This window comes from Rhodococcus sp. PSBB066 (genome assembly GCF_017068255.1).
GTDB lineage: Bacteria > Actinomycetota > Actinomycetes > Mycobacteriales > Mycobacteriaceae > Rhodococcus > Rhodococcus aetherivorans.
The window spans coordinates 5,359,511-5,383,606 of the sequence record NZ_CP070859.1 but is presented as its reverse complement, the minus strand read 5'-3'; the positions used below and the strand labels follow the sequence as shown (position 1 = coordinate 5,383,606).

The window sequence follows — 24,096 nt, the reverse complement described above, 5'->3', positions numbered from 1 at the left end:
GCTCGACGACCCGCAGACTCGCCGACCCGAGCAGTTCAACCCTACCGACTGAAACCCGTCGATTGTGACCTTTCTGCCCCATCCGACAGCACCACGCCGGTCACAGGCGCGCCGACAGAGCGAAGGGACTCGACGGCGCGACTCAAATCCCGCCGTCGCGTCACGTCCAATACGGCCGCGAGGAGGATGCCGTCGGCCTGTTCGCCCGCAATCGAGGCCGTACACGTCGACAGGACGGCGGGCGCGGCCACGATGACCTGCGCGTAGTCCGGTCGCAGACGGTCGATCGTGACAGTCGGATCGGTCGCGTCGGTCGCGATGGTCGTCGGGTCGGAGGGGTAGCCGGTGAGTCCGGGCGTGGAATCGGTCAGGCCGGGTGCGCCGTCGCGTTGCGCCGGTTCGGTCCAGGCCGGTCCCCGTGTCCCGGCTTCCGCCCGGCTCCCTCGCTCGTCGGTATGGACGACGAGCGTCCGATCGCCGCTCGATGCCGTGACACGCCCCAGGTTCGACGCCAGCGTCGCTGTGTCGGCCTCTCCTGCAGCCGACGTCACGACCCAGACCTGTGCCCGATCACCAGGCTCGGCACGAGGGTCGGGGCGCAGCCGCAGCCGCAGCCGGCGATACCCGTCCATATCACTGTCGGTTGCGGAATCCACCCCGTCCACGCGTCCGAGCACCGGAACTCCCGACACGGTGACGGCGCGGTCGGCGGTTCGCACTATGGGGTCGGTTCGGGATCGGATCCACACCGCGACGGCGCCCAGCAATGGTGCGGCGAGCACGATGGCGGCAGCAGGACCTGCCCGCTCGACCCACGCCTGCTGCGGCTCGGACGCGGAAGAGGCGATCCGCGTGTTCACCTTCTGACCGTCGTCGCCGGTCGGTGTTTCCAGTGCTTCGACATACCCGACGAACTCGCGCGCGAGCGCGTCGGCGATGAGCCGAGCACGATCCGGATATCGGTCCGTCACCGTGATGTCGATGATCGACGTTCTCGGCGGCACGACCGTTGCGCTCACCTTGCCGGACACTTCTCGGGCCGTCTCCGGCAGGCCGAGTTCATCCACAACGAGCTGGGTCACGACGTCGCTGGTCAGCAGGACGACATAGGAGTTGACCCGTCCTGCGACCACCTCGTCGTTCTGGTATGCGGCGGCGGTCGTCGATCCCTCGATCGACACCATCAGCTTGGTGGTCGACACGTACCTGTCCGGGGCCAGGAGAAGCCAGGCGAGACCTGCGACGAACACCACAACGGTGACGACGAGAAACGTCTTCCGGTACAGCTTCAGCTCGGCAAGGAACCCGTCCAGTCTCACTCTGCCGCCTCGGTCTTCCTGTCGCGCTCAGAACTTCGGCCGGGACTCCAGTGGGTGTCCATGTCGAAGACCACGACCGCGTCCCTCGGCAGCAACGCCGAGGCCTGACGTAGCTGCTCCTCTGTCGTCACATTCTTTCCCACCGCGAGCACGACCACATCCGACTCGGCCCCGATCTCTACTGCTGCCGGCAGCGAGGGGCACGTGAGTACCACCCATGTGTACGACGTGCGGAGGGCGTAGACCATCTCCCGCAGTGGGGCTGTGAGCATCCGATCATCGATGGCCCCCGCTGCGGTGCCTACTCCGATGAAACTGCTGTGGGTGGTTCGCAGCGAGACTTCTCTCGCCGCTTCAGCCGGTGTCGTCTCTCCGCGCAGGACGTCGGCAACCCCGGACGCGTGGCGATCCGACAGCGCTTCCGTCAGTTCGGCGGAGCGGAAGTCGAGATCGACCAGTACCACCGAATCGCTGCGCATGGCGAGCGCCGTGGCGAGGAAGACGGACACCGCGGAGACCGTGGATCCGGGACCGGCGCCGGTCACCGTGAACGCGCCGCGTTCCGACCGGTCGACGGCCGCGAGCAGACGGTACAGGATCCCGCGCTCCTCCACCGTGAACTGCTCCGTCGGTTCCCCGCCGATCGAACCGAGAACCGGCCGCCCGGAAATCCGTGCAGCATCGCGGGGGTCGCGGATCGAGTGATCGAAGAGGAAACGCAGCACGGCCCCCGCGGAGCCGAGGAGCGCCCCGATCAGCACCGCGCCGGACAAGACGACCGGGATCGTGGCACGCATGGCGACGACACGAGCTGTCGGCCCCGGGGTATCGACGACGATCAACTCGGCGCGTGGGACGAGCGATCCGGGAACCGACTCCAGAGTGCGCACTGTGGCCGCGAGTTCGGAGAGGAAGACGGTCGCCATCTGTTCGGACTCTTCGGCCGAAGGAGCACGGAACTCGAACTCGATGAGTGCCGTGCCCGGTGGATTGACGGCCTCCACTCGCGCGGACAGCACCTCGGGCGTGAGGCCGAGACCGAGATCGGCGATCACCCGAGCTGCCACGTCGCGGCTGTTCGCCAGTGCGGCATAGGTTCGGGCGCGGCCCTGCGCGTAGGAGTCGCCCCCGTCGAGAACGCGGCTGACATCACCGGGCGTGCGGACGAACACGGCGGCCTCGGACCGGTACAGCGGCGGACGCAGCAGCAGGAACAGCGTCGTTGCAGCCAGCGTCAGCAGAACTCCCCATACGATCCAGCGCCACCGCTCACGCAGTACGCGACCGTACTCGGAAACCGTGTCGTTCATGATCGGACGCCCGGTCCGAGAGCTTCGAGCGAATCGGTCAGCGCCGCACCGATGGCTTGCACACCGAGGGGATTGGGGTGCTTTCGATCCGCAGCCAGCAGCGCGGAGGTGTCCGTCCCGCTCAACGGCGCGATGGGATCGACGAACAGGACACCCTCGGCGGCGGGTTCTGCCGCCAGGCGCGCCATGAATTCGTCGTCGAATCCCAGATCATCGGATGGGTCGGCGAGGAGGCGGGGCCTGACGAAGACGACCGTGGCCGCGGGCCAGGTGCGCCGTACGTCTTCGACGGTCGCGACCATTGCCCGGAAGACGTCCTCGGTGGGTGGAAAGAGATCGTTTCGTCCGCCGTCGAGCACCACGACGTCGGGTGCATAGACGGTGGCCAGGCGCGGGATGCGTTCGGCGAACGACGTCGACCGACCGATGTACTCGTCGACCACGAACCTGTTGGCCGGCCCGCCGCTGATGTAGCCCGTTCCCGGCACGGCCGCGAGGTTGCACAGCCACCCCATCCGGACTGCCGTCGTGCAGGCGTAGGACATTTCCGCAAGACCGGTCCCGCCGGTGTACGAATCGCCGATGAACAGTGCGGAAGGCCGGCTGTCGCCGGCAACGTTCAGGCGATTGATCTCCGGGGACGGGCGTGTGGATGGTGCATCTGCGGTGTACATCGGTCCGGAGACGAACACCAGGCCGATCGCGATTGCCAGGGCCGACACCATTGCGGCCAGATCCCACCGAGCGCGTCGAGATGTGGCGCCCTTCCCTCCCTGGCTCCGGCCCGGCGAGTACCGGAAATCTGCGCGGCGAGATTCCGAATCCGTACTTCGAATCTCGAGGGCCCGGCGGCGGGGGGCTGCCGGCGGTGAAGGATGATCTCGTCGAGCACGCCGTCGGCGATAGAACACGAACACCGCGCCGCCCGCGATCGCCACGGCCGGCATCATCGCGGCCGTACCCAACAGTCGGGTGCGGTTCATCGGATGACCTGCGTGCGGACCCACGCCGCGATCATGTCGGCGAGCGCCGATTGTCCGGCGTCCGTCGGCCCGCTCAGGTCCGGCCACATCTGATCCCTCGTCAGCAACGGGGGATCGAGTGCATCCAGGTACGGCACCCCCATCTCGTCTGCGGTGCTGCGGAGAACGTCGGACACCCGGACGACGGATGCCGGAACCGGCGTCTCGAACCACGTGGGCCCGACCAAGAGGGGGCGCCGGCCACCGACGATGATCTTGTTGATCGCATCGGTCGCGCCCACCACGATCGCCTCCGTGTCCGGCAGTCCGGTGTCGCCGAGCCCCCCGACGATCAGGACGACCCGTGGATCGACAGCATCCGCGCGGTCGACCTGATAGGTGAACGCGTGGCCGCCCTGACCATCGGCGACGAAGCCGGAGTCGGGCAGTGCGAAATTGGCGACGGACCATCCCGTTCGTTCGGCCATGAGCGTCGGCCACACCGTTCGGTTGCGGAATCCGGCCGACCATTCGTCGCCCACCACCGCGATGGCGAGTGGGGACGCATCTGCCTCGCTGGTACGTGTCATCGCGAAGACCGAAGTGGCTACGAGGGCGCTGACCAAGACGTTGGCCGCGAGGACGGCCACGAGCGTCCGTGGAGCAATGGTGAGTCGCTTCATCGTTCACTCCCGGCCACGTCCGTGTAGGTATCGAGCAGTCGGTCACCGACCGCATGCATCCCCAGGTCGGTGCGCACAGCACGGCGTCCTCGTTCCCCCATGGCACGCGCGAGAGACCGGTCGGCAAGCAGCGACTCGACCGCGGTGACCAGAGCGGGCACTGCCGGCTCCGTGACGATTCCGCTGCCTGTTCGTTCGATCGTCGGGGCGAGCCCACAGTCGCGGGTCACCACGACGGGAACACCCACGGACATGGCCTCGAGCACCGACATCGGGTAGGGCTCACGCACTGAGGGGAGCACGTACACGGTCGCTGCCGCCATTCGCCGGGGCACGTCGTCCGGGTCGAGCGCTCCCTCCCAGGAAATCCGCGGGTCTGCTTCGGCTGCGAGCATGGCGCGCAGCGCCGGGCCCTCGCCCTCGTCCGGTCCCACCAGGGTGAACCGGGCGTCCATCCCGGCGGAGAGCAGAACTTCGGCCATTTCCACGAAAGCCGTCGGGCGTTTGCGCGGGTGCATGCGTGCGACGAAGAGCACCTCGGGAGGTTCCGCGCTCGGCCGGCCGGGTGGGTAGCACGGCACGCCGTTGCCGAGCTGCACGAAAGGCAATGACGTCCGTGCGACGGTGGCGAGCTGGTCCTTCTCCAGCGCGGTGAGGTGGAACACGGCTCCGGCGTCGCGCAGCACCTTCCTCGTCCACAGTGCGTCGAGTGGGCCGGCGAGCGGATGATCGGACGGAGTGACCATGCCGTGGGGCTGGAGCACGTACAGGATCCCGTGGTGCCGCGCGCTCACCGCAAGCGGGAGCACGACGAGGTCGCGGCCGAAATGGATGTGGACGATGTCGAACCGAGTTCGGTTGCGGTGGAACCATCGCTGCAATCCGGGCGCACCGACACCGGCGAACCCCGTCCTGGGAACTACGGTTCGGACGGTGAACAGCTTGACCGGTACGTCGTTCAAGCGGGTCGGTACGACCGGGAACCCCCGGGCGCCGGCGCCGAGCGTCACCTCGTGGCCCCGGCGGATCAACTCCATACTCTGATTGAGCGCGACCCGGGCGGGTCCCCCGTACGCGCCGTCGGGGTCGAGCATCGTGACCACTTGCAGGATGCGCACGGAGTCAACCCGGTGTGACGATCGATCGCGGAGCCCGGACGAGTGAATCGGGAGGAACGTCGGCGGTCACCAGTGCTCTCGCTCCCACGACCGAATTCGCGCCGATGGTCACGCCCCGCAAGACGGTGGAACCGGCGCAGAGCCAGACGCCGTCCTCGATGACGATCGGGCCGTTGTCGAACTCGAAGGTCTTCGACCGCCTGTCGTGACTCCCCGTGCAGAGGTAGGTGTACTGCGAAACGCAGACATCCGAACCGATCACGATTTCGTCGATGTTGTAGAGATCGGCATCTGTTCCGATCCACGAATCGTTCCCGACCACCAGCTTCCACGGCCATTGAACTTTGACCCGGTGCTTGATCAGCACCCCGGTGCCGATGCGGGCCCCGAAGCACCGCAGGATCGTGCACCGCAGGCGCGCCGGACACCATACCTGGGTGAAGATCAGCGTCGAGACCGCAACCCACAGGGCTTGGGCGGCGAAGCCGCGACCCTTGTCGTAGGGGCGGCCACGCAGGGATTGCAGCGACCGCTTGGACTGTGCAGCGGACACGCGCACCTCCGCAGGACAACGCACTACACTTCGAGAGGATACGCCGTGTTCGGCTCCGACCGAGGGGCATTTCGTGACAGATCTCGGGTGTGCATCCGTCCCTACCGTGGCCGAACGCCAGCGTGCACACCGTCAGGTGCTGGCCCGAGTGGCCCTGTTCGCTATCGGCGCCACATCGGGTGTTCAATTGGCGAATTTCACCGTCACCGGGTTGTCGGTGGTCTGTCTGCTGCTGGCACCCGGATTCCTGCTCATGATGCACCGGGGGATCGACCTGTTGCCGGCCGTACTCGCGGTGGCGGGATCACTCTCCTTTGTCGCGTCGTGCGCGGTGAACGGGGTCACCGTGCTATGGCCCAACGCAATCGCATTTCCTACATTCCTGCTCTACCTCGTGGGCCTGACCGTGCTCACAGTCCGTGCGGTGGACGCGACCGCCACAGTCCTCGCCGGAATCGCCACCGGCACTATGGCCTTCTTCCTGACCCAGGGAATCGAACTGACGCGAACCGGGAGCATTCCTGACCTTTGGAAGTACGGAATCGCTCACGCGGTGACGATTCTCGTCCTCTTCGGAATGACGACGGCGCGGATTCAGCCGCTGTTGCAGTCGGCGGTGCTCGTGGCGCTTGGGCTGGCGAGCCTGGGACTGAACTTCCGCTCGCATGCCCTCGTGTGTCTCCTCGCCGGCGCCATCGTCTTCACCCGGCACATGCTGGGCTCCCGGATCGGACGAGGCTGGCAGTTCCTGGGGGTCGCGGTGTTCGGGTTGGTCTTCGCGCAGGTGATGCCGATCGCTGCGCGGGCAGGACTGTTCGGGGCCGCGCTGCAGCAGAAGACGCTGGAGCAGGATGCCACGAATCTGCCGTTGCTGCTGGCCGGCCGCACCGAGCCCCCGCTGAACATCACAGCGATCCTCGAGCGTCCGTTCCTCGGTTGGGGAAGTGCCTTCAACCTGACTCCGGACGTGTATGCCCGGGCCCAGCACCTGGCGATCCGGATGGGATTCGATCCCACTTTCCCGTTCGAACTCTACTGGCGGCTGCCGCCGAGTGATTACTCCGCAACCCATTCGATCCTGCTGGGTTCCTGGGTCGAGGGCGGCATTCTGGCGGTGCTTCTGCCGCTGTGGCTCCTCGTCGCCTGCGTCGGCGTGGTCTGGAACAGCACATCTTTCGGCCGCTGGAGTCCGCTCGTGGTGACCCTCGCACTGCAAGGCATCTGGGACCTGCTCTACGCGCCATGGACGTACAACATGATCCCGGAGTTTGCCTGCATCACGCTCTTCTTCTGCGCGGTACGCGTCCGCCGGCCGATGGTTGCTGTACGGGACTCGTCATGAGACCGAGTGTGAGCGTCGTGATCCCCACGCTCGGTCGGCCTTCCCTGTACGGCGCTGTGCAATCCGCTCTCGAGCAGACGTATCCGGTCGCCGAGGTCATCGTGGTTGCGGACACCGATCTGGCCATGTCCCTGCCGTCGGACGACCGCATCGTGGTGCTGCGCAGCGAAGGTCGGGTCGGACCCGCCAGATGTCGGCAACTGGGAATCGATGCCGCGCACGGGAGCGTGATCGCTCTGCTCGACGACGACGACGAGTGGCGCCGGGTCAAGCTCGAACGACAGTTGGCGGCCGTCGAGCATGAGGCGGCCTTCGGAAAGCCCTGGATCGCATCGTCGCGTATGGCGGTCGTCGGGCCGGGGACCCGGCGGCGAGTCTGGCCGCGGCGACTTATCGGATCGGGGCAATCCGTCGCAGAGTATCTGTTCCGGTTCACCGGATTCACGTTCGGTGGCGCGACTTTGCAGACCTCGACACTGTGCTTCCCCGTGGACCTCGTGGGCACCGTCCCATGGGATACCGACGCGGACGCGCCGCACGAGGAGGCGAGCTGGCTGCTCCGGATCCGACGTGCCGTCCCTGATGTCTGCCTCGTCCACCATCCGGACGTGTTGAGTACCTACCACGTGGGGAATTCGTCCCTGTCCCACAGCTCGTCGGACCGAGCCGATGAGTACATTGCCTGGGGACTGCAGTATCTCGGTGAGGAATCGCCGCGCGTTCGTGGTGATTACCTCTGCACGAGCCCGGTGAGCGCGGCGGTGTCCGCGCGGTCGCTGGCAGGTGTGCGGCGCTCGATGTGGTCGGCGATACGTCATGGCAGGCCGGGTCCGTTCGCGGTCGTCTACGCAGTTCTCGGCGCCGCGCGGATACTTGTGCGCACAGCACATGCATCGGTCCGTTGATGGCAGCGGAGCACGATCAGCTCACGCCGGAGGAGCGTCGAGCATTGTTCCGGGGCACGCTGTACCGCATTCTCGGTACTCCGGTGGTTGCTGTCCTGGGACTCGCCAACACGGCCGTCATCGCGCACGAGACGGGAGCGGCGGTCTTCGGGCTGGTGTCCTTGATCGCAACGATCACTCTTCTCGTGCCATTCGTCGACTTCGGGATCGGCGCGACGGTGCTGAGCGCCAGTGCGACGCTCCATCAGCATGAGGGGGATTCGAGTGCGGCCGATGTCATCCGACGTGCCTATCGCGTCCTGTTCGTGGTCGCCGCCGCAGTCGTGTCCGGGGCCTTGGTCGTCATGGCATTCGACGGCTGGACCGTGCTCGTCGGCATGTCCAGTGGTCCCGCGGACCGGTGGGCGATCACTCTTGCCGCGTGTGTCTTCGCGCTCACGATTCCTGCCGGCCTCGGTTTCCGGATCCTCATCGGGATCGGACGGATCCCTGAGGCGACGCTGGTGCAGATGAGCTGTCCGGCTGTCGCGCTGGTCATCACCCTCGTGCTGTACGTGACCGGGGTGAACGAGATCTGGTACGCAGTATCGGCGCTCGGTGGTCTGCTCGGCGGACAGATTCTCGGTACGGTCTTGGCTTTGCGACTGAGCGGGCTCGGATGGTCGGCGTTTGCACGGACGTCCGCACCGACGACCGGCGCCAGGCTGCTGGCGGGCAGCGGATGGCTGTTCGTCGTCGGCGTGGGGCTGCCCATCGGGCTCCAGTCCGGACGGGTTCTCCTGGCGCATCTGTCGACACCCACTGAACTGTCCGAGTACGCCGTGATGGCCCAGATCTACGGTGTGGTCTGGTCGGTTCTCTCGACGGTGGGATTGGCTTATTGGCCGGTGTTCGTGCAACGACGGTCCGCCCCTGACGAGACGATCCGGATGTGGTGGCGGCTCACGGCTGTACTCGTCCTGTGCGCAGCGATCGGGGCCATCGGAATCGCGCTGCTCGGCCCATGGGCCGCGTCCGTGCTTTCGGGCGGTCAGATCGACGTGTCTGCATTGCTCGCGCTCGGATTCGGTGTGCTGATGGTCGCACAAACCGCACATCTCCCGGCGAACGTGCTGCTGGTCGGTCCCGGCGAGGCGCGGTGGCAAGCGCTGTGGACGGTCGTCATGGCCGCACTCAGTCTCGGGCTAGGGTTCGCGTTGGCGGGACCGTTCGGAGCAGTGGGCGTGGTGTGCGCGTCCGTACTGGGCATTTGCCTGGCGCAAGTTCTCCCGGATCTGCTGTGGGTACCTAGCCTGGTTCGTCGCCGGTCACTCGCGGGCCCCTGAGTTCGGTGGCCAACGGGGCGACTACGGTCGTCCCTGCAGGCACATCACGGATCACCGTCGCGTTCGCGCCGACGGTCGACCCGTCGTGCAGGGTGATCGGACCGATCACGATCGCGCCGGCGCCGACGCGGACCCCGTCACCGAGGGTCGGCCTTCCCCGCGCGTCGTGACCGATGGTGACCTGCTGGTTGATCCAGCAATGACGCCCGATGGATTCGGCCGTGACGATCGTGCCGACGCCGTGCTGAATGAAGAGACCGGGACCGATTCGGTCCGCTTCGAGAGTCAGCGTGGCGGCGGGTCGGTACAGCGCGCGAAGCAGCATCCGTAGGACCGGCGGGGCGGAACGGAGACGGTAGTGCACGAGCGTACGAAACTCGGTGAGCGCCCCGGCCAGATAGGCGAATCTCGAGTACCTGTCGAGGGACGCCAGATCCGCGTCCCCGATGCACTCGCTCCACCAGTCGACGTCCTCCGTGATCGCATCCGTCGAGTCCCAGTGGGCGGAGATCCACCACAGCGGAAACGCCCAGATGCGTGCGCCCTGGAGCAGTACTGCACGATTGCCTCGCATCGTCCGCCTTTCAACATCCCGGCTCCAGTTCGGCCTTCAGATAGCCCGCGGTCTGGTATAGGTACTCGGACGCCCATCCCCACAGCGAGAGCTCCGCTGGGCTTGCCACCATGATCAATTCGCCGTCGAAGCACCGCTGCAGGACGAATCGAGCTCGGGAGATGTGCGGTGTGTACGTCACGACGATCACCCGGTTCCAACCGTACTGCTCGGCCCGGCGGCGCACTTCTCGCGCTTCGCCCCGGGTCGTCGATGGATCGGGGAGGAAACAGTCCACTTCGAATCCGGGATACGCCTTCCCGCAGTTCTCCGAGGCCCAGTTGTCACCCGGCCCGTCGGGATGGGAGAGAACCACCTTCGGCGCCCAGCCTGCCATGCCGAGCTCGATGCCGAGCGAGTGGCGGCGCCAGTCCTCACCGCCGAGGACGAAGATCGCGTCGGCAGGGCGCAGCGAATCAGTCTGTGGCCGGACGTAGACCGGCAACCCGGTAACCAGTGCTGCGATCACCAGCATGCATATCGACGCCACCACCACACGGATGGAAGGCCAGTTGTTTCGAAGCCTCACCCACGCGTTCTCCGTTTCGAGCCGAGGGTGCCGTGACTACCGGCCAGTGTATGGGACGCAGCTCTGTCGGATCGTGCGGTCGGCGTCGAAATCGATACGGACGGAATCCTGCCTTACGGTCGGGCCTGACCGGCACGCGAGGACCTCGATATCGCGGATCCCGATCGGCGACCTTCCCTGCACCGATCGACCTAGGATCTGGAGGTATGGAGCGAAGCCCTTCGGCGTCTCCCCGGCCTGACGTGGTGTTCGGGTTCTCGTACGAGATGTTCGACGATGCAGTCGGTCGTGAATTCTGCCGACCGCCCGACCAGACGCTGCTTGCCCTTGCCCACGACGATCGGGTCGGCGGACTGATCGTGGCCGATCCGTGGCGTTCCTACGTCGTATCCGCGGCGCGCCGTCGGCCTGTCCGGCTCGTCGAGGACATCACAGTCGCCGGGCGAAAAGCGGTCCGCGTCCGGCCTCACCGATTGCGGACGGGCGATCCCACCGATCTCGGCAGGGTGGAACGGTCCTATCGCCGCTACGGCGCAGTGCTCGGGCGCGCGCTGGCTCGGACTCGCGGCGAACGGAAACCGCGTCCGAGGTCGGCGGCCCTGGTCACCTACAACCCCTTCGTGGCGGCATTCTGTGATTCTCCGTGGATCAGCAAGGTCGTGTATTTCGGCCAGGACGATTGGGCGACAGGGGAGGGGGTGGTTCGATGGTGGGATCTCTACCGCGAAGCCTACCGGCGCATCGAGGAACGCGGAGCCGCGATATTCGCGGTGTCCGAGGAACTCGCAGAGCGTATTTCGCCGCGCACCACAGTCGTGCCCAACGGGGTGATCGCCGACGTGTGGCGTCCGCGGCATCCTGAACCCGATCGGATCGCGGCGCTGCCGCGACCTCGCGCCGTCTACACCGGCACGATCGACGACCGTCTCGAAGCGGATCTGGTCGAGACCACGGCGAATATGGTGGGTTCGCTGGTCATGATCGGCTATCCAGGAGATGCGCGGACCGTCGAGTGGCTGCGTTCGCTCGACCGCGTGCATGTGTTCGACCCAGTCGGGCAGCATGAACTCGCCGCATTGGTGCAAGCCTGCGACGTCGGATTGATTCCGCACCGCGATCAGGCCTGTATCCGCGCGATGTCGCCCCTCAAACTCTACGAGTATCTCGCTGCCGGGCTCCCCGTGCTGTCGGTTGATCTGCCCCCCATTCACGGAGTCGACGACGAGCGGGTGTGTATCTGCCGGCGCGAGGAATGGGCGAGTGGCGTGAAGCGGGTCCTCGACATGGGGAGCGCACCGGAAGGCCGGCGACAGCAGTTCATCGACGCGGTTTCGTGGGAGCGTCGGATGCAGCCCGTGGTCGAGGCCGCTGTCGATTAGCGCGCAACGTCGGTGCGACCCTCGGAGGAAACGGGCGGACCGCCCCCGCGGCCGAGTACCCGGTCGGCCATGTGCCGAAGTTCGGCGAAGAGTGTTGGATGTGCGAGTCGCAGAACGGTTGCACCCGCAACGGCCGCTCCCGGCATTCCGAGTACGAGCACGACCACAGTGCGATCCGGCACGAGGACGGCAACCAGAAGGTAGGTCGCCGCCGCCCAGATCGCCACGTGGAGACCCGGCAGCAACAAGGCGACCTGGCTGCGCAGAGTTACGCCGAGGAGTCGCCGCCGGATGAGCCACTCGACGGGGACGAGCAGTCCGGTCGCAAGACTGTAGCCGACTGCCACGCCGAACGGACCGAACGGCAGACCGGCGACGATGCCTGTGGTGGACACGACGGTGGTGAGCCACGCATAGCGCAGGTTGAGCCCTGCGTGCCCGAGCCCGAGCATCAGGGGAGCTGTCGACGGCTGGTAGATCGCCTGTATGGCGCCTGCCATGGCGAGTACCTGAATGATGGGGATTGCAGGTTCCCATTGGGAGCCGAACAGCAGGGCCATGAATTGGGGCGCTGCTACGGCGGCCGTGGCCATGACGGGCAGCGCGAGGACGGCATTGGCGCGCGTTGCACGCGCCAGTTCCCTACGAAGCGCATCGAGGTCGTGCGCCAGTCGGGCGAACGCGGGAAACAACACCGCGCCGACGGTGGTGCATGCCAGCTGAACCGGCAAGAGCAGCAGCCGATACGCCAAGCCGTAGAAGGCCAGAGCTTGAGGGCCCTGAAACCGTCCTACCAACAGGTTGTCGATATTCCGGGACACCGAGTTGATCAGCAGTCCGGCGGTGAACGCCCGCCACGAAAAGGCGGCGATGTCGCGCAGGTGCCTCAGACGCAGATTCGGCGACCGTCCGGCTCCCGCTGCCAGCAGCATCAGCAGCAGCACCGAGTCGGTGGTGACAATCTGTGCCACCAGTCCCCAATAACTGCCCCCTGCCAGCGCGACACCCAACCCGGCCAACCCGCCGACCATTGCGGCCGTGATGTCGGCGAGGCCGATCTCGCGGAACCGCATGTCGCGCTGGAGCAGCGCCCGCGGAGTGATCGAGGCGGCTCGGATGAGCAAGCTGGGCGAAAGCGCCACGAGCACGAGGGTGAGCTCGGGGGAGTGCATGAAGGAGGCCCATGTCGAGGCGACGGCACAGGTCAGGGCGGTGAGCGCCCCCCCGACGGCCAGATTGACCGTAACGACCGCACCGGGCATGTCGGGTTCGATGCGTTCGCGCTGGATCAGTGCGCTGGAAAAGCCCTGGTCCAGCAGGAGTGCGACGATGCCGATATAGACCAATGCCTGCGCGACGATGCCGAATGCCTCGGGACCGATCAACCGGGCAAGCACGATCGTGAACCCGGCTCGGGACACCTCCCTACCGATCACGGAAATGCCGCTCCAGCGGATTCCCGTGGACAGACTGCTGTCAGCCATGGGGGGTCCGTGCCCGGGATCGCAGCGGGAGCCCTCGGTGCGTGGCGAATCGCCGAAGGCCCCGGCGTAGCGGAGTATCGGGTGCAGCCGATGTACTCACGGCGCAGCCGTCCGGACCGAAACGGACTGTACAGCCAGTTCTTCGATGATCCGAGCAGCGCTGTCGACGTCCTGACCCAAGTGCCAGTATGTGATTCCGTATCGGTCTCGCCACTCGAGCAGTTGCGCCGCGCATTCCGACGCCGTGCCGACAAGTATCGCCGGCGAGCCCTTCAACGTGTCGCCGGCCGCCTCGATGTGCCCCGACCACGACGAACGTGGCACGGAACCGTGCGGCGCGTCCGTCACGCGGACGTAGTAGCAGTTGAACTGGAGGACGGGACAGGGCCGCCCCGCGGCGTCGGCGGCGGCCCGGACTCTCCGGATCTTGGCCTCGATGCGATCGGGCGTGAGGTCGGCGATCGCCGCTTCGTCGATCGTGTTGGCGCGCATGCTCGGGTGTATCCCGACGATGTCGGCGGCACGTCCGGCGAGGTCGAGCATCCGGGACCCTCCGGCGCCGACGAGAATCGGCGGATTCGGTTGCTGTACGCACCGTGGAAGGGCTTCCATGTGGCCGATTCGATAGTGTTCTCCCTCGAAATCGACGAACTCGGCCGTGAAGTAGCGTCGCAACACCGTCAATGCTTCGTCCAGCCTCGCGATCCGCCGGCCGGTGGTGTCGAATCGGAGGCCGAGGGCCGCGTAGTCGTCCGGCTGCCAGCCGGCGCCGATCCCGACTTCGACTCGTCCGCCTGAGAGCACGTCGATCGTCGAGATGTCCTTGGCGAGCAACGCCGGGTGGTGAAGATCGTTCGGCAACACGAGGGACAGGACCCGTAACCGGGTGGTGCCGGCCGCGGCGTATGCCATGGCGACCAGTGGAGCAAGTTGCCAGCCGTGGCTGACGTGCTGGGAGACGGCTACCGTGTCGAACCCCAGGGATTCGAGCCGGCGCACGTCGGCGATCCATCCGGCGCCGTCGGCCCGGAGCCGAGGCATGGGCGCGATCATGCGCATCGCGGGAGGGGCATGTCCGATCGAGCTCATGAACCGTCGACCTTCCATCGTCCGGCTAGTGCGGGGTACCTCCGATCGACTTCCGGTAGCAGATCCGGAAGTGTCAGCAGCACCCGGTCCGGCTCCGCTGCAACGAGTTCCTCCGGCGAGATGATCGGCACGTCGGTGCCGGGCATTCGGCGCCCTTGTTTAGCCGGTGAGGCGTCGGCTACCGCGGCCACCAGCCTCCGGTCGACGGCCGCGAGGCTGAACAACGCCACCGCACGGGACGCCGCGCCATATGCGTACACGCGTTTGCCGGACCGGTATTCGTCCTCGAGCCAGGTGCGCAGTGAGCGCACATGGTCGTCGGCAGCACGTTGCAGTGAACCTACGGTGCCTGGATCGGTCATACCGGTTTCGTCGGCGAAGACCCTCCGCACCGATTCGTCCGGTTCGACCTGCCCGTGCATGGCCGCGACGAGGACCGTGCCGCCGTAGAGGTCGAACGTCCAGGCCGCCACCGGACCCATGCCGACGTCCTCGAGGAGGCGGTTCAGCGCCGTCATCGAGTAGTACGCGAAGTGGCCATGACGAAGCGCGTTCCACTGGCCCCGGCAGACGATGGTGGCCAGGGAATGGAACTGGACGAGCAGCACACCGTCCGGGGCTGTGGCAGCGGCTCGCTCGACCATGGCCTTCAACTGGTCCGGTTCGTGCATCAGGCCGAAACAGTCGAGCACGACGTCGCAGGTACCGTCGGCCACGGTGAAGCCACGCTCGACGAGCAGCGGAAGCCACGTCCCTCCGTGGGGACTGCCGAACTCCCGTACGGTCGAGCCCCGTAACCGCTCGGATCGAGCGACGCACCGTACCGCACACACGGCCTGTTCTCTCAGGGCCTGCGGTTCGACGCCGCGTGGCTCCTCGATGATCGTGTCGTCCTCGGCGAGTTGCGCGAGGCCGCACGTCGCACACAGATCCATGGCAAGGGGATGCGAGACCTCGTCGTCGCCGATGACGTCGTCGGCCGGGGGAAAGTGATCGGCGGCCGGCACCTTTCCGAGATCGAGTACTCGATCCAGATCGGGCATTCCGCACGCTCGGCACACACTCATGGGAACATTTCCTCGTGCGCATCGAGGAAGCCGAGTTGGCCGACGTGATCGTGCTGATTCCGCAGCCCTTCCGCGACGAACGGGGGCTGTTCACGCGCACGTTCGACGCGGAGACGTTCGATGACCACCTCGGCAGGCCGGGAACTGCCGCGGCGTTCGTGCAGGACTCCCAATCCCGGTCGGTCCGCGGCGTCGTCCGGGGAATGCACGGTAGGTCCGGCCGTAGCGAAGCCAAACTCGTGCGCTGTGCGAACGGCGCGGTGCACGACGTCCTGATCGACATCCGGCCCGACTCGCCGACGTTCGGACGAAGCCAGGCTTTCCGGCTCGACGACGAAGAATTTCGCCACCTCTACGTTCCGCCGGGATTCCTGCACGGGTTCCAGGCACTGACCGCGACGGCGGACGTCTGCTACCGGATCGATCGGCCGCACGACCCGGCGGAGGACATCGGCGTCGCCTACGACGACGCGGATCTCGGGATCGACTGGCCGCTGCCGGTAACGGCCGTGTCCGCGAGGGACGCGAAGGCCGGAAGCTGGCGGGAGTTGCTCACGCGATTGCATTGACAAACCGCATCGATTCGTCCAGGATTCCTGTTTCCCGTAGCTCCTTCAGGTGTGAGAGCCGGGTGAACCGCTCGTGGAAGTCCTCCATTTTCAAGCTGAAGGCGGTGTACTTCTCGTACAGTTCCGCGGCGCCTTCGGGAACTGTCCATTTCGCCTCGTAGCCGAGCCGATCCCGAGCAGCAGAGAAGTCGACCCGGTACGAGCGAGGGTCGGGGCCGCTCTCCCCGGTGATCACGAGTTCGGAGCCAGGGACAACGTCCACCACGGCACCGGCGATGTCGGCCACCGTCAGGTTGTTGGCTTCGGTGCCGATATTGAATGCGTGGCAGTGGATGGCGTCCACCGGCGCCACGAGGCAGCGCGCGAACGCTTCCGCGATGTCCCGAGCGTGCACCAACGGTCGCCAAGGGGTTCCGTCCGACAGCACACGCACCTCGCCGGTGAGAACGGCATACCCCACCAGGTTGTTCAGGACAATGTCCGCTCGCAGTCGGGGGGAGAACCCGAATGCGGTGGCGTTGCGGAGAAACACCGGCGAGAAGCCGGGGTCGGCGATCGCAGCTACGTCGTCCTCGACGCGCACCTTGCTCTCCGCGTACGGCGTGAGCGGGCGCAGCGGTGCACTCTCGTCGACGGCCTCTTCCCCGGCGGCGCCGTAGACAGAGCAGGTGGATGCGTAGAGGAAGCGACGCACACCAGCCGCCTTGGCGCATCGAGCGAGCCGCACGGAGGCCTGGTGATTGATCTCGTAGGTGATTCTCGGTTCGAGCGCGCCGAGGGGATCGTTGGACAGGGCCGCGAGGTGGATCACGGCGTCGAATCCCGTCAGGTGCGATGCGGTGATGTCCCGTAGATCGAGCCGGATCGCGGGAGGATCCTGCGGAGCGGGCCCGAGAATGCAGTCGGCGAAGAGACCGGAATCCAGGCCGATCACCTCGTGACCGTACGAGCGAAGGACCGGCACCATGATCGACCCGAGGTATCCCTGATGACCGGTGACGAGGACACGCATGTCATACCTTTCCGAAGTGGACGGTGGCCTTCTCCACGACGAAGGCCTCGGCGTGCGGCCGTCGGCATTGCACGCCGCGGAGACGGGAAAGACCCAGGAATGCCTGTTCGTCGAACCAGTCGTGGTCGGTCTGGGACGGGTAGTGCTTGAGCAGGATCCGTGCCTTCTCCTCGGCGATCCTGCGGGTCAGCGGATGGTAGATCGTCGGTCGTGGCGTATCCGTTTCCCATTTGAGGATCTCGTACCCCAGGACCAGGTGGTCACGGAAGACGGTGGGCACCAGTTCGGCCAGTATTCGATGATCCTGATGCGCGTCGTCGCGATGCGGCGCGAACACCACGTCGGGTTCGCAGGTGTGCCGGAACGATTCGAGTGCGTTCTTGATGGGCTCCCAGTATCCAGGGGCGTGGCCGTCGGGAACGTCGAGGACCCTCACCTCGACCTCGGCACCGGGACACAGCGCCGCCAGAGCGTGCCGCTCTTCGATCTCGCGCCGCGAGTCCTCACCGGAAAGTACGAACGCATGCACGCGCAGCGGGGACGAGACCCGAGCCGACAGCGTCAGCAATGTGCCGCCGACACCGATGGCGATGTCGTCGCAGTGCGCACCGAGCACTGCGATCTCTCGGACGTCGCCAGCACAGAGCTCGATCATGATTGCACCGCCACGGCAGTCGGTTCCCACAGCATCCACGGCCGGATCCCTCGCGCGTAGTTGTCGTCGAGCTCCGCACGTTCCTTGAACGTATCCGCCGGCTTCCAGAATCCGTCGTGCCGATATCCGAACAGGCGGCCGCGGCCCGCAAGGGTGCCGCACACGTCGGTGACAAGGTCACCCCCTGGCGGCAACAGCTCGAAGATCTCCCGATTCAGCACGAAGTAGCCGCCGTTCTCCCAGATGGGGAAGTGGCTGACCGGCACGATTTCCTTGATTTCGCCGTTCTCGGCCAGATCCACACAGTGGAACGAGGACTGTGGGGGTACGACCAGCAGTGCGGCGGTCGCGCCGGACTCGTGGTACCGCTCGATCATCCGATCGAGTGGCGCGTCGGTGAGCACGTCCGCGTAGTTGGCCAGGAAGTGCTGGTCGCCTCCGAGATAGTTCCGCACGCGTCGAAGCCGCTCGCCGATCGAGGATTCGAGGCCGGTGTCGACGAAGGTGATCGACCAGTCGCTGATATCCGTATGGAGCAGTTCGACCCGGTTGCGGTGCATGACGAAGTCGTTGGATGCCTCCTCGTGGTAGTCGAGGAAGAACTCTTTGATCTTGGTGCCCCCGTAGCCCAGACACAGGATGAACTCGGTGTGGCCGAAGTGCGCGTAGTACTTCATGATGTGCCACAGCAGCGGCCGCGGTCCCACCATCTGCATGGGCTTGGGGATTTCGTCGGTGCGGTCGCTGCGCATCCGCATGCCGTAGCCGCCACAGAACAGAACGACTTTCATACCGTGATCCTCCTGACGAAGTCGGCGGGGCCGATGGTGGTGTGCAGAGTGGGCAGCGGGAAGACGAGCCGGCCGCCCCAGGCGGCGATGTACTGCAGCTGCGTCGTCAGTTCGGCCGCCAGGTTCCACGGCAGGGCGACGACCACGTCGGGCCGGTCCTTGTCGATCTGCTCCGGCGGCAGGATCGGGATCCGGGCGCCGGGCGTGTAACGCCCGTGCTTGTACGGATTCCGGTCGACGGTGTACGCCATGAGGTCGGGGCGGATGCCGCAGTAGTTGAGCAGGGTGTTGCCCTTGCCCGGCGCGCCGTAACCGACGACGGACAGGCCCTGGTCGTGGCAGTCGAGGAGGAAGCGCAGGAGGGTTTGGCGGACGGAACGGGCGCGGGCCTCGAGTTCGCGGTAACCCGCCCTCGTGTGCAGACCCGCCCGGCGTTCCTCCTCGAGCACGGCTTCCACCCGTGACCCGGGGGGATCCGCGACCTCGTCCGGCCGGGCCCAGAGCCGGATCGATCCGCCGTGGGTGCCGAGAAGTTCCACGTCGACGACCGACAGGCCGCCGGTGGCGAGCGCCCGCATCGCGGACAGCACCGTGTAGTACTGGAAGTGCTCGTGGTAGACGGTGTCGAACTGCGCTTCGCGCACGAGGTTCAGTGCGTGGTGCACCTCGATGGAGATCCAGCCGTCGTCGGCGACGAGGGTGCGCAACGATCGGGTGAACCCGAGCAGGTCCGGGATGTGGGCGTAGACGTTGTTCGCCACGACCAGGTCCGCGGGCCCGTACTCCCCGCGGATGTCCTCGGCGAGGCTTTCGTCGAGGAAAGCGGTGACGGTGGGAACCCCGATGGCACGAGCCGCGGAACCGACATTCACCGACGGTTCGATGCCCAGGCACGGGATGCCGGCCGCGACCGCGTGCCGCAACAGATAACCGTCGTTGCTGGCGACCTCCACGATCGACGAGCCCGCGCCGAGATGTAGATCCCGGATGGCGGCTTCCACGAACTGCCGCGCGTGGTCGACCCAGGAGTCGGAGAACGACGAGTAGTAGGCGTATTCGGTGAAGGTGTCCTCGGGTGTGATCAGCGCCGGGATCTGCAGCAGTAGGCAGTCCTCGCACAACCGCAGGTGCAGCGGATAGGTGGTCTCGGGCAGGTCGAGCTCGTCCGCGGCCAGGAAGCGTTCGCACGGCGGTGTGGCGCCGAGATCGAGCACGCTGAGGAGCCGTTCCGATTCGCACAGGCGGCACTTCATTGATGGCACCCCTCGGGCAGTCGGTGGGAACCGTGCCGACGAGATATTCGCAACATCAGGTCCGACTCGATTAGATAATCATACTGAGGGGATGAATGGAACCCTGAAACAATCTTCGAGATTGTTTTGCCTGCTGTTTGGTGCCAATTGGTAGACACCCCTAGACTCGAATCACTCACACCCCACACGTGGGTCGGGCACGCCGGGGTGTCGAGGCGTACGGTGAGATCCTGGGGAGGTCGCCCGATGTCGTTTCAGATCGTTCAGCGTGACCGGACGCTCGTCGCCGGCCTGCCCGTGCGCAGCCCGCGCCGGGCCCTCGGCAAGGTTCGCGACCGGGCGCTCGAACGGGCCTGGTCGGCGGTGCTGAAGCAGGAACTCGGCGGGCCCCTGGCCTCCGCCTACACCGATCATGCGGTCGACATCGACTCCTACTACACCCAGACGGTCGGGTATCAGTGCGAGTCGTTGGATCAGGTGACCGAAGGCCACCTCGTGGCCTGCCTGCCCGCCGGGACCTACGCGAAGTTCTCCTCGACCGGTACGTTTCCCGGCGTCTTCATCGACCTGTGGAACCAGATCCGTGCGGCCGAGGAGGCGGGCGAGATCGTCCGGTCGTTCACCGGCGACTTCGAGTTCTATCCCCACGCGTACCGCATCGACATGTACGTGGCGATCCGAACCACGGAAAAGGGTGGTGCGCAATGACTTTCGAACTCACCAAGCTGCACGACCACTATGTGGGGGGACTCGTTCTGCCCGGACTCGAGCCGGGGGCAACCGGGCAGCGGTCCGAACTGCTGACCTTTACGGAGGATCGCATCCGCGCGCGCGGCATCGGCGAGGTGGTCGTGGTCTACATCTGCCACCCCGAGGTCGGATGGAACGCGGTGGTCGGCTATCGCTGCGACGGCCTGTCCGACCTGACGATCGGAGACTCGCTGGTGCGGATCCCCACCGGATACTTCGCCCGCTTCGTTCCGGGCGGGGATCACTCCGATCCCGTCGAGGACGTGTGGCACCAGGTCGAGATTGCCGAAAAGGAGGGTCGGATCGAACGGGCGTACCGTGAGGAGGTGGCTGTCATCGGCCCGTCGGGAGTAACGGAACTTTACATATCTTTGGCTTGAAGACCGTGTGAAACACCCGAATACTGCATACTCGACCTATACAGCCACATGTATGCCCCGTGCTGTCCCAGGTCGACGATCACGACGGCGGTGAGCGAGAGGGCCTGATGTGGTCCGCCGGGTAACTCCGATCGGGGTCACCCGCAAGGTCGGAGGCCGACAGTGGATCGAGCAGTGCGGGTCGCATCGGACTCGGTGCGCGAGCGCGTCTCGACCTACAGGGATCCTGCCTCCGGGTATTCGTTCGTCGCTGCCGCACCGAGTGCGGCGCCGGATCTGTGGAACGAATATCTCGCCCGGGCATTGGGTGCCTATCGCAGATTCGGCGTCGAGTGCGCACTCGAGTACGAGAAGGTGCGAAGCGGGGAGAACACGGCGATGTTCTGCGCAGGGCTCGATCGAAGGGGGGGTCGTCGTGGGTGGGGTACGAGCCCAGGGGCCTTTTCGCAGTGCGGACGAGTCCCATGCCGTGACCGAGTGGAGTGCTCCCGAGCACGTCGATCACCTCCGCAGCATGATCGAGAGCCGAATCCCGTTCGGTCTGATCGAGGCGAAGGCCGCATGGGTGTCCGAGGATGTGCCCCAGCGTCGGGAGCTCACCCTTGCGATAGCCCGGATGGGCGCGAAGTTCATGGACCTGCTCCAATCCCGATACATGATGGCCACGGCCGCCGACAACCTTCTGGATCTGTGGAAGACCTGCGGGGGAGTGGTGGACGAGAGCATGCCGGCCACCCCGTACCCGGACGCCCGCTATCGGACCCGGCTCATGTGGTGGGACCGTCTGTGCGCCGATCCGCTCGGCGACGAACTCCGACGAGAAGTGGGTGGATATCCTTTCGACGGGGAGCCGGCGTGATGTCCGACGGCGAGGCGGGATGGACGGCTTCCGTGTTTGTGGAAGACCGGCCGGAGGATATGGAGGAATTCCGGCGCGTTCGTTCCGAACCCGGCCTCGTGGTCGTCGACCGTCTCGCCGATCAGGTGAGAGGACTGCGCGAAGTGCTCCCACCGCCGGGGAGCGAATTGCTCGACGAACCGGCACGGTGGGTCCACTACCCCTGGCGCCGGACCGTCGTCCGCGTGCTCGGCCCGCACTCGTTCCGGCGGCTACGGCTGGACCGCAACCGGAACAAGGTGACGTCGGCCGAACAGGACCGGCTGCGCGGGGTGACGGTGGGGATCGTCGGATTGAGCGTCGGCTTCTCGGTTGCGCAGGCGCTGGTGCTCGACGGGGTGGGCGGGGAACTGCGGCTCGCCGACTTCGACCCGATCGAGCTGTCGAATCTCAACCGGGTGCCGGCCTCCCTCGTCGATCTGGGCACGAACAAGGCGGTCGTGGCCGCGCGACGACTCTCGGAGCTGGATCCGTACCTGTCCCTGTCGGTGTGGCCCGACGGGGTCGGACCGGAAACGATGAGCGAGTTCCTGGACGGACTCGACGTCGTCGTGGACGAGTGCGACTCCCTGGACGTCAAGGTCGTGTTGCGCGCGGAAGCGGCCCGGCGAGCAATCCCGGTGGTGATGGAGACGAGTGACCGGGGGCTGATCGACGTCGAGCGCTTCGATCTGCGGCCGGGACCCCCGTTTCACGGATTGCTGGGAGAGATCGACCCGCAGCGGCTCGCCGCCCTGTCGGGTCGGGAGAAGATTCCGTACGCTCTGCGCCTGCTGGGACCGGAGCGGATCTCGACCCGGATGGCCGCCTCCCTCCTGGAGGTGGAGCGGACGCTGGTCACCTGGCCTCAACTGGGGAGCGAGGTGATGCTCGGCGGCGCGACGGTCGCCGCGGTCGTGCGCCGGCTGGGCCTCGGCCAGCCGCTGAACTCGGGGCGAGGCCGCGTGGACGTCGAGGCCTGCCTCGACGCCCTGACCCCACCTGCGGATCCGGGGAACCGGGCCGTCGCGGAAGCCCCCCTGCCCGCGGAATCGGACGATCCGATCGACCGGGTACTGCATGCCGCGAACAGAGCCCCCTCGGGAGGTAACAGCCAACCCTGGTCCATCACGGCCGGCGGCGGGATGCTGGAGATCGACATCGCGGACGATTTCGTGCCGACCGCGATCGACATCCACTGTCGGGGCAGCTACGTGGCGCTCGGCGCAGCCCTGCAGAACGCGCGCATCGCCGCGGCGGCCCACCGGATACTCGGCCCGGTCCGAGTGCTCGCGCGGGACCGCGGCGAGCCGCCGCGCGAGGTGATCGCGACGATGCGGTTCTCCGACGACACCGACCCGGTGCTGGCCGCCCAGTACGAGGCCATGCTCTCGCGCGGCACCAATCGGCAACCCGGTGACGGAACGCCACTGTCCGATGCCGAGACGGCTGCCCTGTACGAGGCGGCCGCGCGGGAGGGCGGCCGGATCCGGGTCGTCACGGACGTCGATCGCCTGGCCGAGACCGCGGAGCTGCTCGCGGAATCGGACAGGATCCGCTACCTGACACCCGTCCTGCGCCGGGAGATGCTCGCGGAACTGCGGTGGCCGCACTCCGAGGCCATCGACAGTGGCATCGACGTCGGAGCACTCGGGATGGACGACGCGGAGCGCACGATGCTCGACCTGACGGTGCGAAACGATGTGCTCGATCAACTCGGGGAGTGGGACCTCGGGCACGGTCTGGGGCGTCTGACCGGAACGCGGGTGCGGAGCAGCTCGGCACTCGTAGCGGTCTTCGCGTCGGGACCGCGGCCGGCCGACTACGTCCGAGCGGGAATGGCGGCCGAGAGCGTGTGGATATGCGCCCACGGCATGGGCCTGGCGGTTCAGCCGGCGTCACCGGTGTTCCTCTACGCCGAGGACGACACCGACCTCACCCGGCTCTCGGAGGCCCGGTTCGGCGCTCTCGGAAAGCTGCAGTCGACGTTCGACGACGTGTTCGACAGACCGATCGGACGACGCTTCGCCCTCCTGCTCCGGGTGGCGCGGGCGAAGCCGGAACGGGTTCGCAGTGCGCGCCGCTCGGATAGGGTTCGAAGACATCCCTGATGCGGCCACGGTCGCGTCGG

The 24,096-nt window shown here is 66.5% G+C and carries 24 protein-coding genes; 9 read left to right on the top strand and 15 right to left on the bottom strand.

The genetic code is table 11. The features are described 5' to 3' along the window. Positions 1-41: 41 nt before the first annotated feature. The 6 genes from JYA75_RS24460 to JYA75_RS24435 all read right to left on the bottom strand — a co-directional run bounded on the left by JYA75_RS24460 (position 42) and on the right by JYA75_RS24435 (position 5,759). Positions 42-1,202, bottom strand: a complete 1,161-nt coding sequence (locus JYA75_RS24460) for a hypothetical protein (protein ID WP_185713736.1) — start codon at positions 1,200-1,202, stop codon at positions 42-44. Between the two features lie 113 nt (positions 1,203-1,315). Continuing rightward, positions 1,316-2,629: a Wzz/FepE/Etk N-terminal domain-containing protein gene (locus tag JYA75_RS24455; protein ID WP_065922867.1), complete on the bottom strand. Its 1,314-nt coding sequence runs from the start codon at positions 2,627-2,629 to the stop codon at positions 1,316-1,318. Beyond that, positions 2,626-3,567: an SGNH/GDSL hydrolase family protein gene (locus tag JYA75_RS24450; protein WP_232334096.1), complete on the bottom strand. Its 942-nt coding sequence runs from the start codon at positions 3,565-3,567 to the stop codon at positions 2,626-2,628. Before JYA75_RS24450 ends, JYA75_RS24455 begins: the two co-directional genes overlap by 4 nt. 41 nt (positions 3,568-3,608) lie before the next feature. Continuing rightward, positions 3,609-4,274, bottom strand: coding sequence for an SGNH/GDSL hydrolase family protein (locus JYA75_RS24445; RefSeq protein WP_050034797.1), 666 nt, complete (start codon positions 4,272-4,274; stop codon positions 3,609-3,611). Beyond that, on the bottom strand, positions 4,271-5,392 hold the full coding sequence (locus JYA75_RS24440) for a glycosyltransferase (RefSeq protein ID WP_050034798.1): 1,122 nt from the start codon (positions 5,390-5,392) through the stop codon (positions 4,271-4,273). Before JYA75_RS24440 ends, JYA75_RS24445 begins: the two co-directional genes overlap by 4 nt. Before the next feature lie 4 nt (positions 5,393-5,396). Beyond that, positions 5,397-5,759, bottom strand: coding sequence for a putative colanic acid biosynthesis acetyltransferase (locus tag JYA75_RS24435; RefSeq protein ID WP_312026524.1), 363 nt, complete (start codon positions 5,757-5,759; stop codon positions 5,397-5,399). Positions 5,760-6,051: 292 nt separating this feature from the next. Between JYA75_RS24435 and JYA75_RS24430 the strand changes: the two genes are divergently transcribed. The 3 genes from JYA75_RS24430 to JYA75_RS24420 are packed head-to-tail and all read left to right on the top strand — an operon-like array spanning position 6,052 to position 9,517. After that, positions 6,052-7,287, top strand: coding sequence for a hypothetical protein (locus JYA75_RS24430; protein ID WP_239010491.1), 1,236 nt, complete (start codon positions 6,052-6,054; stop codon positions 7,285-7,287). Between the two features lie 17 nt (positions 7,288-7,304). Continuing rightward, positions 7,305-8,192, top strand: coding sequence for a glycosyltransferase family 2 protein (locus JYA75_RS24425; RefSeq protein WP_239010490.1), 888 nt, complete (start codon positions 7,305-7,307; stop codon positions 8,190-8,192). After that, a complete protein-coding gene (locus JYA75_RS24420; protein WP_050034801.1) occupies positions 8,192-9,517 on the top strand; it encodes an oligosaccharide flippase family protein in 1,326 nt (441 codons plus the stop codon). Before JYA75_RS24425 ends, JYA75_RS24420 begins: the two co-directional genes overlap by 1 nt. Here the strand turns inward: JYA75_RS24420 and JYA75_RS24415 are convergent. Next, positions 9,480-10,091, bottom strand: coding sequence for a serine acetyltransferase (locus JYA75_RS24415; protein WP_050034802.1), 612 nt, complete (start codon positions 10,089-10,091; stop codon positions 9,480-9,482). The genes JYA75_RS24420 and JYA75_RS24415 overlap by 38 nt on opposite strands. A 10-nt stretch (positions 10,092-10,101) precedes the next feature. Next, positions 10,102-10,605, bottom strand: coding sequence for a YdcF family protein (locus JYA75_RS24410; protein ID WP_050034803.1), 504 nt, complete (start codon positions 10,603-10,605; stop codon positions 10,102-10,104). A gap of 296 nt (positions 10,606-10,901) precedes the next feature. On the opposite strand from JYA75_RS24410, the gene JYA75_RS24405 reads away from it, so the two are divergent. Next, the gene (locus JYA75_RS24405) at positions 10,902-12,038 is read left to right on the top strand and encodes a glycosyltransferase (RefSeq protein WP_050034804.1); all 1,137 of its coding nucleotides are present in this window, start codon (positions 10,902-10,904) and stop codon (positions 12,036-12,038) included. Here JYA75_RS24405 and JYA75_RS24400 read toward each other — a convergent pair. From JYA75_RS24400 to JYA75_RS24390, 3 genes are all read right to left on the bottom strand, one after another. Next, positions 12,035-13,522: a lipopolysaccharide biosynthesis protein gene (locus JYA75_RS24400; RefSeq protein ID WP_083662413.1), complete on the bottom strand. Its 1,488-nt coding sequence runs from the start codon at positions 13,520-13,522 to the stop codon at positions 12,035-12,037. The two genes, JYA75_RS24405 and JYA75_RS24400, sit on opposite strands and share 4 nt — an antisense overlap. 96 nt (positions 13,523-13,618) lie before the next feature. Further along, positions 13,619-14,563, bottom strand: a complete 945-nt coding sequence (locus tag JYA75_RS24395) for a TIGR03621 family F420-dependent LLM class oxidoreductase (protein WP_158507557.1) — start codon at positions 14,561-14,563, stop codon at positions 13,619-13,621. Positions 14,564-14,607: 44 nt separating this feature from the next. After that, positions 14,608-15,678 carry a class I SAM-dependent methyltransferase gene (locus JYA75_RS24390; protein ID WP_050034807.1) on the bottom strand — a complete coding sequence of 357 codons (1,071 nt, stop codon included), beginning with the start codon at positions 15,676-15,678 and terminating at the stop codon, positions 14,608-14,610. Between the two features lie 14 nt (positions 15,679-15,692). Between JYA75_RS24390 and rfbC the strand changes: the two genes are divergently transcribed. Next, entirely contained in the window at positions 15,693-16,247 is a 555-nt protein-coding gene (gene rfbC, locus JYA75_RS24385) for a dTDP-4-dehydrorhamnose 3,5-epimerase (protein ID WP_043800389.1), read from the top strand. Here rfbC and JYA75_RS24380 read toward each other — a convergent pair. From JYA75_RS24380 to JYA75_RS24365, 4 genes are read right to left on the bottom strand one after another with little or no spacing between them, the layout of a single operon-like run. Further along, a complete protein-coding gene (locus JYA75_RS24380) occupies positions 16,231-17,259 on the bottom strand; it encodes an SDR family oxidoreductase (protein WP_050034808.1) in 1,029 nt (342 codons plus the stop codon). The genes rfbC and JYA75_RS24380 overlap by 17 nt on opposite strands. Position 17,260: 1 nt before the next feature. Further along, positions 17,261-17,914, bottom strand: a complete 654-nt coding sequence (locus tag JYA75_RS24375; RefSeq protein ID WP_029542156.1) for a PIG-L family deacetylase — start codon at positions 17,912-17,914, stop codon at positions 17,261-17,263. Beyond that, a complete protein-coding gene (locus tag JYA75_RS24370) occupies positions 17,911-18,705 on the bottom strand; it encodes a glucose-1-phosphate cytidylyltransferase (RefSeq protein ID WP_029542158.1) in 795 nt (264 codons plus the stop codon). Before JYA75_RS24370 ends, JYA75_RS24375 begins: the two co-directional genes overlap by 4 nt. Further along, complete coding sequence (locus JYA75_RS24365) at positions 18,702-19,958, bottom strand: class I SAM-dependent methyltransferase (protein ID WP_029542160.1); 1,257 nt, start codon at positions 19,956-19,958, stop codon at positions 18,702-18,704. Before JYA75_RS24365 ends, JYA75_RS24370 begins: the two co-directional genes overlap by 4 nt. Before the next feature lie 246 nt (positions 19,959-20,204). Here JYA75_RS24365 and JYA75_RS24360 point away from each other — a divergent pair, with 246 nt between their 5' ends. The 4 genes from JYA75_RS24360 (at position 20,205) to JYA75_RS24345 (ending at position 24,076) form a co-directional block, all read left to right on the top strand. Next, on the top strand, positions 20,205-20,666 hold the full coding sequence (locus JYA75_RS24360) for a GyrI-like domain-containing protein (RefSeq protein WP_029542162.1): 462 nt from the start codon (positions 20,205-20,207) through the stop codon (positions 20,664-20,666). Then, positions 20,663-21,088, top strand: a complete 426-nt coding sequence (locus JYA75_RS24355; RefSeq protein WP_029542164.1) for a hypothetical protein — start codon at positions 20,663-20,665, stop codon at positions 21,086-21,088. Before JYA75_RS24360 ends, JYA75_RS24355 begins: the two co-directional genes overlap by 4 nt. A gap of 514 nt (positions 21,089-21,602) precedes the next feature. Continuing rightward, positions 21,603-21,947, top strand: a complete 345-nt coding sequence (locus tag JYA75_RS28935; RefSeq protein WP_232334094.1) for a hypothetical protein — start codon at positions 21,603-21,605, stop codon at positions 21,945-21,947. Continuing rightward, on the top strand, positions 21,944-24,076 hold the full coding sequence (locus tag JYA75_RS24345) for an Rv1355c family protein (protein ID WP_152103973.1): 2,133 nt from the start codon (positions 21,944-21,946) through the stop codon (positions 24,074-24,076). Before JYA75_RS28935 ends, JYA75_RS24345 begins: the two co-directional genes overlap by 4 nt. Positions 24,077-24,096 lie beyond the last annotated feature (20 nt).